At 73.5% G+C, this 12,061-nt stretch carries 7 protein-coding genes; all 7 read left to right on the top strand.

Going from position 1 to position 12,061, the window contains the following annotated elements; genetic code table 11:
• Positions 1 to 151: 151 nt before the first annotated feature.
• The 7 genes from ACZ67M_RS00195 to ACZ67M_RS00165 all read left to right on the top strand — a co-directional run bounded on the left by ACZ67M_RS00195 (position 152) and on the right by ACZ67M_RS00165 (position 11,995).
• Positions 152 to 1,549, top strand: coding sequence for an ABC transporter substrate-binding protein (locus ACZ67M_RS00195; RefSeq protein WP_385802873.1), 1,398 nt, complete (start codon positions 152 to 154; stop codon positions 1,547 to 1,549).
• A gap of 3 nt (positions 1,550 to 1,552) precedes the next feature.
• Positions 1,553 to 2,899 (top strand): carbohydrate ABC transporter permease, encoded by a 1,347-nt coding sequence (locus ACZ67M_RS00190; protein WP_469848951.1) that lies wholly within the window; start codon positions 1,553 to 1,555, stop codon positions 2,897 to 2,899.
• On the top strand, positions 2,896 to 3,759 hold the full coding sequence (locus ACZ67M_RS00185) for a carbohydrate ABC transporter permease (RefSeq protein ID WP_385802877.1): 864 nt from the start codon (positions 2,896 to 2,898) through the stop codon (positions 3,757 to 3,759). The genes ACZ67M_RS00190 and ACZ67M_RS00185 overlap by 4 nt, the downstream gene beginning before the upstream one ends.
• A 176-nt stretch (positions 3,760 to 3,935) precedes the next feature.
• Positions 3,936 to 6,188, top strand: a complete 2,253-nt coding sequence (locus ACZ67M_RS00180) for a bifunctional glycosyltransferase/CDP-glycerol:glycerophosphate glycerophosphotransferase (RefSeq protein ID WP_469848949.1) — start codon at positions 3,936 to 3,938, stop codon at positions 6,186 to 6,188.
• An 83-nt stretch (positions 6,189 to 6,271) separates the two neighbouring features.
• Entirely contained in the window at positions 6,272 to 8,476 is a 2,205-nt protein-coding gene (locus ACZ67M_RS00175; protein ID WP_469848947.1) for a bifunctional glycosyltransferase/CDP-glycerol:glycerophosphate glycerophosphotransferase, read from the top strand.
• 7 nt (positions 8,477 to 8,483) lie between these two features.
• Positions 8,484 to 10,718 (top strand): bifunctional glycosyltransferase/CDP-glycerol:glycerophosphate glycerophosphotransferase, encoded by a 2,235-nt coding sequence (locus tag ACZ67M_RS00170; protein ID WP_392103698.1) that lies wholly within the window; start codon positions 8,484 to 8,486, stop codon positions 10,716 to 10,718.
• Positions 10,715 to 11,995 (top strand): hypothetical protein, encoded by a 1,281-nt coding sequence (locus tag ACZ67M_RS00165; protein WP_469848945.1) that lies wholly within the window; start codon positions 10,715 to 10,717, stop codon positions 11,993 to 11,995. The genes ACZ67M_RS00170 and ACZ67M_RS00165 overlap by 4 nt, the downstream gene beginning before the upstream one ends.
• Positions 11,996 to 12,061 lie beyond the last annotated feature (66 nt).

Raw genomic sequence — 12,061 nt, 5'->3', positions numbered from 1 at the left:
GCCCACACCGGTGCCGCCCACCTGGTCACGACGCGGTCACGATCTTCCCCACCACCGCGGACGCGGTCTTGCCGCCCTCACCCCCCTGGCGTACACCAGAGCGCACGGAAGAGCGCTCAACGTTCGACGAGGCACGAAGAACGGGGCAGTGATGCGCACGAGCAGCACCATGGGGCCACGCAGGACCCTCGGCAGGAGCACCCGGATCGCCGCCACCCTCGCCGCGGGAGCGCTCGCGCTCTCGCTCACCGCGTGCGGTGGCGACGACGACAACGGCGATGGCGACAAGGGCAGTCCGGGGGACGGCGGCAAGGACACGGCCGCCACCGTCACCCTCCCGAAGCTGGACGGCGAGAGTCTGGAGGTCGCCGCCGTCTGGACCGGCGCGGAGCAGGAGAACTTCAAGAAGGTCCTCGCCGAGTTCGAGAAGCGCACCGGCGCCAAGGTGACCTTCGTGCCCGCCCAGGACCCGATCATCAACTTCCTCGGTTCGAAGATCGCGGGCGGTGCCCCGCCGGACGTGGCGATGCTCCCGCAGCCCGGCGCCATCAAGCAGGCCGTCGAGAAGGGCTGGGCCAAACCGCTCGGCGCGGAGGCCACGAAGGAGCTGGGCGAGAACTACTCGCCGGGCTGGCAGGAGATCGGCAAGGTCGGCGGCAAGCAGTACGGCGTGTACTACAAGGCCGCCAACAAGTCGCTGATCTGGTACAACGCGCAGGTCTTCGAGAACGCGGGCGCCGCCGAGCCCAAGACCTGGGACGAACTGCTCACCGCCGCCCAGACGATCTACGACTCGGGCGTGACGCCGTTCTCCGTCGGCGGCGCGGACGGCTGGACCCTCACCGACTGGTTCGAGAACGTCTATCTCTCGCAGGCGGGGCCGGAGAAGTACGACCAGCTGGCCAAGCACGAGATCAAGTGGACGGACCCGTCCGTCAAGGAGGCCCTGACCACCCTCGCCGAGATCTGGGGCAAGAAGGACTACGTGGCGGGCGGCGCGTCCGGCGCGCTCCAGACCGAGTTCCCGGCCTCGGTGACGCAGACCTTCACCGGCGGCGACCAGCCGAAGGCGGGCATGGTCTACGAGGGCGACTTCGTGCAGGTCAACATCGGCGAGACGGACGCGGAGGTGGGCACCGACGCGAAGGTGTTCCCGTTCCCGTCGGTCGGCGACACCGCGCCGGTGGTCTCCGGCGGCGACGCGGCCGTGGTCCTGAAGGACTCGAAGGCGGCGCAGGCGCTGGCCACCTGGCTGGCCTCGCCGGACGCGGCGACGATCCAGGCGAAGCTCGGCGGCTACCTCTCACCGAACAAGAACGTCGACGCGTCGGCGTACCCGAACGACGTGCAGAAGAAGATCGCCGAGGCGCTGGTCGCGGCCGGCGACGACTTCCGCTTCGACATGTCGGACCAGGCCCCGCAGGCCTTCGGCGGCACGCCCGGCAAGGGCGAGTGGAAGGCCCTCCAGGACTTCCTGAAGAACCCGAAGGACGTCGAGGGCGCACAGCAGCGGCTGGAGGCGGACGCGGCCGCCGCCTACGGGAGCTGACGGATGACGTCGGCCACGGCGGCGGGGACCTCACCGGGCCCCGCCGCCCCCAAGTCGCGCAGGAGCGTGACCGGCACCCGCAGGACCGTGGCGGCCCTGTTCCTGCTCCCCGCCCTGGTGCTGCTCGGCGCGCTCGTGGTCTACCCGATCGGGTACTCGCTGGTCCGCAGCTTCTACGACCAGTCCGGCGACTCCTTCGCCGGATTCGACAACTACCAGGCGCTGTTCACCGACGACGGCATCCGCACCGCCCTGAAGAACAACGTCATCTGGGTGGTGTTCGCGCCGACGGTCGCCACCGCGCTCGGCCTGATCTTCGCGGTGCTGACCGAACGGATCCGCTGGGGCACCGCGTTCAAGCTGGTCGTCTTCATGCCGATGGCGATCTCGATGCTGGCGGCCGGAATCATCTTCCGCCTGGTGTACGACCAGGACCCGGACAAGGGCGTCGCCAACGCGGTGTGGGTCGGCGTGCACGACACGTTCGCCGAGTCGTCCGCGTTCCCGAAGGCGCACCCGGGCCGTGACTCGCCGCTGGAACCGGCCGGCGGCGGCGCCTTCGTCACCAAGCAGCCGGTCGCGGCCGGCACCCCGGTCGTCCTCCCCCTCGTCGGCGTCGCCCCCGACCTGATGCCGGACGGCGCGGAGAAGGCCGTACCCGCCGAACCCGAGGACGGGAAGATCACCGGCACCGCCTGGCAGGACTTCACCCGCGGCAAGGGCGTCGGGAAGCTCAACGGCGTCGACGCGGCCGAACTGGGCTATGCCGGGATGACGATCGAGGCGGTGAAGGACGGCAAGGTCGTCGCGTCGGCGAAGGCGTCGGGCGACGGCACGTTCACGCTGCCCGCCGCGGCCGACGGGGCGCTGCTCAGACTCCCCGCCGACAACTTCAAGGAGCCCTACAACGGCCTGAACTGGCTCGGCCCCTCCCTCGTCACCCCGGCCATCATCGGGTCGTACGTGTGGATGTGGGCGGGCTTCGCGATGGTGCTGATCGCGGCGGGTCTCGCCGGGATGCCCCGGGAACTCCTGGAGGCCGCCCGGGTCGACGGCGCCAACGAGTGGCAGGTCTTCAGACGGGTCACGGTGCCGCTCCTGGCGCCCGTCCTCGCGGTCGTGACCGTCACCCTGATGATCAACGTCCTGAAGGTGTTCGACCTGGTCTTCATCATCGCCCCGGGCTCCTCGCAGGACGACGCGAACGTGCTCGCCCTGGAGCTGTACCGCAAGGGCTTCGCCTCCGACCAGCCGGGCATCGCCAGCGCCATCGCGGTCTTCCTGCTGCTCCTGGTGATCCCGGTGATGTGGTTCAACGTACGGCGGCTGCGGCGGGAGGTGCGGCGATGACGACGGCGAAGCGCTCCCTGGGGGCGCGGCTGGCCGAGGGCGTCAGCGGCGGTCTGGTCCGGGTCTTCCTGATCGTCGTCGGCCTCTTCTGGCTGGTGCCGACGATCGGCCTGCTGCTCTCCTCGCTGCGCACCCCGCGGGACATGGCGGCGAGCGGCTGGTGGGAGGTCTTCACCAAGCCGTCCCAGCTCACCTTCCAGAGCTACGAGGACCTGCTGGCCAACGGCGACATCACCTCGTCCCTCCTCAACACCGTGCTGATCACCGTCCCCGCGACGGTCCTGGTCGTGGTCATCGGATCGCTGGCCGGGTACGCCTTCGCGTGGATGGAGTTCCCGGGCCGCGACTGGTGGTTCCTGGCCGTGGTCGGGCTGCTGGTCGTCCCCGTGCAGGTGGCCCTGATCCCGATCGCCGAACTCTTCGGCAAGATCGGGCTGTTCGGGTCGATCGTCGGCGTGGTCCTCTTCCACGTCGGCTTCGGCCTGCCCTTCGCGGTGTTCCTGCTGCGGAACTTCTTCGCGGAGATCCCCCGGGAGCTGCTGGAGGCGGCCCGGCTGGACGGCGCCGGTGAACTGCGGCTCTTCGTGCGGGTCGTGATGCCGCTCGGCGGGCCCGCGATCGCGAGCCTCGGCATCTTCCAGTTCCTGTGGGTGTGGAACGACATGCTGGTCGCGCTGATCTTCTCGGACTCCGGGAGCCAGCCGATCACGGTCGCGCTTCAGACGCAGGTACGGCAGTTCGGCAACAACATCGACGTGCTGGCGCCGGGGGCGTTCATCTCCATGGTGATCCCGCTGGCCGTGTTCTTCGCGTTCCAGCGGCAGTTCGTGTCCGGCGTGATGGCGGGCGCCGTCAAGTAGCCGCCGCGACATCACCCTTGAGGGGGCGGGCCGGACACCGGTCCGCCCCCTCATCCGTACGGGCACCGTACGCGGCGAGGTTCCCCCGAATGCCGCAGCGGCCGTAACCGAATCACTCCATTGGCCGTTCCCGGCGCGAACGCCCGCGCCGACCCCGCCGACCCATGGATGTTCCCGTGCCCAGGTTCAGTGTCATCGTGCCCGCGTACCAGGTCCAGGCGTATCTGCACGCGTGCCTGGAGTCGGTGCTGTCCCAGTCGTACCAGGACTTCGAGGTGATCGTCGTCGACGACCGGTCGCCGGACGCGTGCGGTGCGATCGCCGACGAGTTCGCGGACCGCGACCCGCGCGTACGCGCCGTGCACCTGCCCAGGAACCAGGGCCTCGGCCCCGCCCGCAACGCCGGCATCGAGCGGGCGGGCGGCGACTACCTGGTCTTCCTCGACGGCGACGACACCCTCGCCCCGGGCGCGCTCCGGGCCCTCGCCGACCGCGTGAAGGAGACCGGCGACCCGGACGTGCTCGTCTACGACTACGCCCGGACGTACTGGACCGGCGAGACCGTCCGCAGCCAGGCGGCCGCGCACCTCACCGAGCAGGGACCGGCGCCGTTCCGGCTGGCCGACCGGCCGGGGCTGCTGCGGCTGCTGATGGTGGCCTGGAACAAGACGGTGCGGCGGGAGTTCGCCGAGCGCGAGGGCCTCACCTTCCCGCCCGGCTACTACGAGGACACCCCGTGGACGTACCCGGTCCTCCTGACCGCGGAGTCCGTCGCCACCCTGGACCGGGTCTGCGTCCACTACCGGCAGCGTCGCCGGGGCAGCATCCTGGGCACGCCGAGCGAACGCCACCTGGACGTCTTCACGCAGTACGACCGGGTCTTCGCGTTCCTCGAGGCGCATCCGGAGCACGACCGCTGGCGGCCGGTGCTGTACCGCCGCATGTGCGACCACCTGGCGACCGTGTTCACCCGGCCCGACCGCCTCCCGCGTTCCCTGCGCGCCGAGTTCCTGCGCCGGGCGCGGGTCCACTGCCGCCGCTACCGGGTCGCCGGTGCCCCCGTCCCGGCGCCGGTCCGGGTGCGCCACGCCCTGCTCCGGCTGGGCCTGCGCCGCACCTGGGAGACCCTGCGGCTGGCGTCCGCCCTGCGCCGGCGGACGGCGGGGGCCGCCGCCGGCTGGCTGCGGACCGCCCGGACCGGCGCCCTGCGCCTGCACTACCGGGGCCAGCGCCTCCTCCCGCTGCGGGCCGACCGCGCCCTCTTCGCCGTGGACGGCGGCGGGGGGTACGGCTGCAACCCGGGGGCACTGGAGGACGCGTTCCGCCGCTTCGCGCCGCACGTGCGCACCGCGTGGGCCGCCGCCCCCGCGCACCACCACACGGTCCCGCCCGCCACCCGGCGCCTCACTCCCGGCACGGCCGCCTACTGGACGGCCCTGGCCCGCTCCCGGTACCTGGTGCACAACGCCGCCTTCGACAGCGGCCTGGTCAAGCGCCGGGGCCAGGTACTGGTCCAGACGCAGGCCGGGACGCCGCTGGCGCACGCGGGCCTGGACCTCCAGGAGCGGCCGGCCGCCGCGGGCGGCACCGACTTCGCCCGGTTGCTGCGCGAGGTCGACTCCTGGGACTACGTGGTCTCCGCCAACCGCCACTCCACCCTCACCTGGGAACGTGTCCACCCCGGCGGCTACACCACCCTGGAGTACGGCCAGCCCCGCACCGACGCCCTCCACCGGGCGACCGCCACGGACGTGGCCCGGCTCCGCGAGACCCTCGGCATCCCCGAGGGCACGGTGGCGATCCTGTACGCGCCCGCGCACCGCGACTACCGCCGCACCCAGCGCTCCGCCCTGGACCTGGAGCGCGTCGTACGCCGCCTCGGCCCCCGCTTCATGGTGCTGGCCCGCGCCCACCCGGGCCACAACGGCCGGCCCGCCGCGCCCGTCGGCCGGGTCCTGGACGTGAGCGGCCACCCGAGCGTGGAGTCGCTCTGCCTGGCCTCGGACGCCCTCGTCACCGACTACGCGTCCCTGATGTTCGACTACGCCGGCCTGGACCGGCCGATCGTGCTCCACGCCGACGAGCCGGAGGCGTTCGAGGCGGCCCGCGGCACCTACGTCGACCTGCGCTCCGCCCCGCCGGGACCGATCGCGCGGGACGAGGACGAGCTGATCGCCCTCTTCGCCGGCGGCGACTGGTACGGCGCCCGGTCCACCCGGCTGCGGGCCGAGTTCCGCGAGCGGTTCTGCCCGCACGACGACGGCCACGCCGCCGAGCGCGTGGTGCGCCGGGTGGTGCTCGGCCAGACCCGGCTGCCGCCGGTGGTGCCGCTCGGCACCCGCCGTCCCCCCGCGGCGGCGGTCGCCCGCACCCCACTGGCCACGGTCCCGCAACCGGCCGGGCCGCGCACCGTCACCGACAGCCTCTGAGCGCCGTTGGTCCCTCGGGAGCCCGGGGTGTCGCGGCCGGCGCAGGGCTCCCGCCGGACCAGCACATCGAGAGAAAGAGCAGCATGCCCCGCTTCAGCATCATCGTCCCGTCCCATGGGGTCGCGGGGCGGCTCTCCCAGGCACTGGACTCGGTGCTCGACCAGTCCTTCGGCGACTTCGAGCTGATCCCGGTCTGCGACGCCCCGGACACCGCCGCGGCGGACGTCGCCGAGGAACACGCCGGACGGGACTCGCGGGTGACGCCCGTGCACGCCCCGCCGTCGGCCGGGCTGGCCGGGGCGCGCAACGCCGGGATGCGGGCGGCGACCGGCGCGTACCTGCTGTTCCTCGACGGCGACGACGTCCTCGTACCGGGCGCGCTGGCGGCGCTGGAGGCGCGGCTGGCGGACACCGGGGGCGTCGACGTGCTGTATTTCGAGTACGAGCGGGTGCCCTGGTGGGAGGGCGAGGCCACCAACCCGGCCGCCCCGCTGCTGACGAGGGCCCCCGACGGCGCCTTCGCCCCCGACCGCGCCCCCGACCTGACCGGCGTGCGGCTGCCCGCGTGGAGCGCCGTCCACCGCCGCACCTTCCTCACCGAGCGCCGGCTCGCCTTCCCCGACGGGCACTTCACGGACATCGGCTTCGGCGCCCTGGTCGCGGCGCGCGCCGAGCGCGTGGCGGTGCTGCGCTCGGTGGTCGTCCGGCATCTGGTGCGGCGCCAGGGCAACCGGCTGAACCTGCCCGGCGCGCACCACGGCGACCTCCTCGACCAGGCCGAACTGGCGCTCGCGTACGCCGCCGAGCGGGGACTGCCGGACGCGCGCCGCGGGCCGCTCTTCGAGCACCTGTTCGCCGCGATCCTGAAGACGGCGACGCATCCGCGGCGGCTGACGAACCGGGAGCGCCGGGTCTTCTTCCGGCGGGCGAGCCGCCTCTACCGCCGCCACCGCCCCGCCGGTTTCCGCCCGCCGGGCGGCCGGCTCGGCGTCCAGCACCGGCTGCTCGCTGCGGGTTCGTACGCCGGTTTCCGCGCCCTGCGCGCCACCAACCGGGCGCTCACCGGGGCGCTGCGCCGCCTGCCGTGGCCGCGGGGGCTGCGCACCCGGCTGCTGTACCGCCGCCACCTGCGCCGTCCGCTGGACCCGAACCTCGTCGTGTACTGCGCCTACTGGGGCCGCGGCTACGCGTGCAGCCCGGCCGCGATCCACGCCAAGGCCCGCGAACTCGCCCCGCACCTCAGGTCGGTGTTCCTGGTCGAGGCGGACCAGGCGCACACCATGCCGGAGGGCGTCGACCACGCGGTCATCGGCGGCCGGCGGTACTGGGAGGTGCTGGCCCGCGCCAAGTACCTGGTGAACAACGCCAACTTCGCCGAGGGCGTGGTCAAGCGCCCCGGCAGCGTGCACGTGCAGACGCAGCACGGCACCCCGCTGAAGACCATGGGCGTGGACCAGTCGACGTACCCGGTGGTGGCCGCGGCCAGCGGCAGCTTCACCAGGCTGCTGGGCCGCGTGGACCGCTGGGACTACAACGTCTCCGCCAACCGGCACTCCACCCAGATGTGGGAGCGCGCCTTCCCGGGCTCGTACGAGCACCTGGAGTACGGCTATCCGCGCAACGACGTGTACTGCACGGCGACCGCCGAGGACGTGGCCCGCGTCCGCCGCGAGCTGGGCGTCCCGGACGGGGCGACGGCGGTCCTGTACGCGCCCACGCACCGGGACTACGAGAGCGGCTTCGGCGCGGGCGCCCTGGACCTGGAGGCGTTCTGCGAGGCGGCCGGCGAGGACGTGGTGGTGCTGCTGCGCGCCCACTACTTCTACGACCGGGGCGGCCGCGCGGGCAGCGGCCGGATCATCGACGTCACCGCGCACCGCTCCTCGGAGGACGTGTGCCTGGCCGCGGACGCGCTGGTCACCGACTACTCGTCGATCATGTTCGACTACGCCAACCTGGACCGGCCGATCGTCGTGTACGCCGACGACTGGGACGTCTACCGGGAGACCCGGGGCGTCTACTTCGACCTGATGGCGGCGCCGCCGGGACCGGTGGCGCGGACGCCTCAGGAGCTGGCCCGCGTCTTCGGCGACGGCTCGTACGCGGGTCCGGAGTCGGCGGCGCTGCGGGCGGCCTTCCGGGAGCGGTTCTGCGAGTTCGACGACGGCCGGGCCGCCGAGCGGGTCGTGCGCCGGGTGCTGCTCGGCGAGCCGCCCGAGGCGCTGCCGCCCGTGATCCCGCTCGCGGAGCGCGTCCCGGCCCCCGCCGCCACCCTCGTTAGGAGCTGACCCCGCCGTGCCCCGCTTCAGCGTCATCCTTCCCTGTTTCAAGGTGCAGGGCTTCCTGCGCGAGTGCCTCGACTCGGTCCTGGACCAGTCCTTCCGGGACATCGAGGTCGTCGCCGTCGACGACTGCTCGCCCGACGGCTCGGGCGCGATCCTGGACGAGTACGCCGCCCGCGACGACCGGCTGCGCGTGCTGCACCTGGAGGAGAACGTCGGCCTCGGCCGGGCCCGCAACGCCGGGCTGCCGCACGCCACCGGCGACTACCTCTTCTTCCTCGACAGCGACGACACCCTCACCCCGGGCGCGCTGCGCGCCATGGCCGACCGGCTCGCGGAGACGGCCGACCCCGAGGTCCTGGTCTTCGACTACGCGCGCACCTACTGGTGGGGCGGCACGCGGCGCAACGCCCTGGCCCGGGTGCTGGCCGAGGCCGGGGAGGACACGTTCACGGCCGCCGGTCACCCCGAGATCCTCGACCTGCTGATGGTGGTGTGGAACAAGGTCTACCGGCGCGACTTCGTCGAGCGCGAGGGCTTCACCTTCCCGCCCGGCTACTACGAGGACACGCCCTGGACGTTCCCGGTGATGTTCAGCGCGGAGCGGATCGCCACGCTGGACCGCATCTGCCTGAACTACCGGCAGCGGCGGCAGGGCAACATCCTCTCCACCACCAGCCGCAAGCACTTCGACGTGCACGCGCAGTACGAGCGGGTCTTCGCCTTCCTCGACGCGCGACCTGAACTGGCCCGCTGGCGGCCGTTCCTGCACGCCAAGATGGGCGAGCACTGCCTGGACATCCTGTCCAAGCCGGACCGGCTGCCGCCCTGTGACAAGGCCGAGTTCTTCCGGCGCACCGCCGAGATGTTCCGCGCGTACCGGCCCGAGGGCGCCGAGGTCCCGGCCGGGCTGCGGGTGCTGGCGGGCGGCGCGCTCGGCTATCCGGCCTACCGGCTGCGGCTGCGGTCCGGGCAGGCGGCCCGGGAGCTGGAGCGCCGGGCACGGCAGGCGGGGGGCGCGGTCGCCGGACGGCTGCGCGGGGCCGGCAGCGCGGTGCGCGCGCGCCGCCCGCTGGACCCGGACCTCGCGGTGTACTCGGCGTTCTCGCACCGGGGCGTGCTGGGCGACCCCGCGGCGATCTACCGCGAGGCGCGCGAACTCGCCCCGCACGTGCGCGGGGTGTGGGTGGTGCGCGACGAGGAGACGGCGGCGCTGCTGCCGCCGGACACCGAGCACGTGGTCCTGGGCAGCGCCGGCTACCGGCGGGTGACCGAGCGGGCGACGTTCTTCGTCAACAACGTCAACTGGCCCGGTGCCGTGACCAAGCGCCCGGGCAGCGTCCACGTCCACACCCACCAGGGCACCCCGCTGAAGTACATGGGCGTCGACCTGCTGGGCCGGCCGGGCGCCCGGCACGGCCTGGACGTGCCGCAGATGCTGCGCCGGGCCGACCGCTGGGACTACAGCCTGGTCGCCGGCCGGTACGCGGAGCGGGTGTGGGAGCGGGCGTACCCGTGCCACTTCACGTCCGTGCCCAGTGGCAGCCCGCGCAACGACGTGCTGGTGAACGCGGGCCCGGACGACGGCCGCCGGGTGCGTGAGCGGCTGGGCGTCCCGGACGGCCACACCGTGGTGCTCTACGCGCCGACCCGGCGCGAGTACCGCCGGGGCGGGCTCGTCGACCGCCTCGACCCGGCCCGGCTCGCCGCGGACCTCGGCGAGGGCCACACCCTGGTGGTGCGGCTGCACCCGTCGCTGGCCACCGGACCCGCCCGCGGCATGGGCCTGTCGGAGCTGCACCGGCGGGGCGTCCTGGTCGACGCGACGGACGAACCGCACGTGGAGGAGCTGATGCTCGCCTCCGACCTGCTGATCACCGACTACTCCGCCCTGCTGTTCGACTACGCCCTGCTGGACCGGCCGGTCGTGATCCACGCCGACGACTGGCGCGCGTACGAGGCGAGCCGCGGCGCCTACTTCGACATCACCGAGGAGGCACCGGGGCACGTGTCGCGCTCGTACCGGGAGCTGGCCTGGCTGCTGGCGTCCGGGGCGTGGCGGGACGAGGAGGCGGCGCGGCTGCGGTCGGCGTTCCGGGCCCGGTACTGCGAGTACGAGGACGGCCGGGCCGCCGAGCGGGTGGTGCGGACGCTGCTGCTGGGCGAGCCGATGCCCGGCCCGGAGCCGTCCGGCGTCCCCGGCGCCCGTTCGGTCGCCGCCGGGCACGACCTGCTCGCCTCCTCGTGAGACCGCGGCTGTGGGTGCTGGTCCTGGCCGCCGTGTTCGCCGCGCTGCAACTGGCGAACGTCACCGGCCGGGACACCCCCGACACCAAGAACTACCTGGCGTACGCGCTGAGTCTCAGCGGTGAGGGCAAGCGGGGGGTGGCGACGGCCACGATCGACTACGTGTGCGCGAGCCGGGCCGAGCGGGCCCGCCGGGACCAGAGCGTGCACGTGGTCCGCCTCCACCGGCCCGACCCCACCGACCAGGTGGCGGCCGAGTGCCGGGAGCGGGAGTGGGCGGTGGTGGAGCCGCAGCTGGCGGCGGGCCGGACCGGCGGGCACACCCTGCCGTACATGCCGGACCGCTTCATGCGGATCTTCGAGGTGCGGCCCGGCTATCCGCTGTTCCTGGTGCCGTTCGTGGCGGTCCTCGGGGTGACCTGGGGCCTGTGGGCGGCGGGCGTCGTCATCGCGTGCGCGGGCGGGGTGCTGGCCTTCCTGATCCTGCGCGCGCTGTCGGTGCCGGTGCCGCTCGCGCTGGGCGGGCAGGCGCTGTACTACGCGCTGCCGTGCGGGACGACCGCGATGCGCCCGATGGCCGAAGGGCTGCTGATGGCGCTGACCCTGGCGGCGGTCTGGGGCTGTGCGCTGATGCTGCGGGCGGGGCGGACGCGGGCGGGGCTCGCGCTGGTGGCCGGGTCGCTGGCGGCGCTGTTCACGGTCAAGCACTCCCAGTCGCTGTTCCTCGGGGTGTGCCTGGCGGCGGCGGGCGCGCTGATCGCCTTGCGCCGCCGCCGACGGGGCGGCCGGTCGTCCCGGGACGTGCTCGCGCTCGCGGCGGTGGGGCTGGCCGGGGCCGTCGGCACGCTGGTGCTGGCGCGCCTGCTGCACTACCCGTCGGTGTCGGACAGCGTGCAGGATCTGCTCACCGACCACTTCGCGCGGCCCGACCGGGAGCGTCCGTGGCCGGAGTTCTGGCAGCTGCAGGGCAACTTCTGGGTGGAGTGGCTGCGGCGGCAGGCGTGGCAGCCGCTGTTCGTCGCGGCGCTGGCCGCCGGGGCGTGGGGCGCGCTGCGGCGCGGGGGCGCGGTCGGCGGGTTCCTGGTCGCGGCGGCGTGCACCGGGATCCTCACCCAGGCCGGGCATCCGGACATCAACATCTGGGGCGAGCGGCTGATCGTGCTGGCCTGGCTGCTGCCCGTGGTGGGCATCCCGCTGCTGCTGGAGCCCGTGGTGCGGGGTGGCAGGGTGCCGCTGCCCGCGCAGGGGACGGCCGACCCGGTCCGGGCGGTCGGCTGAAAGTCACCCGTTGAGGTGACTTGGGTTCAGGGCGGTGACCACGCCGGGAACATACGCCAAATGTCC

This window comes from Streptomyces sp. NPDC107500, assembly GCF_055582785.1.
This window is presented reverse-complemented; position numbering and strand designations above follow the sequence as displayed.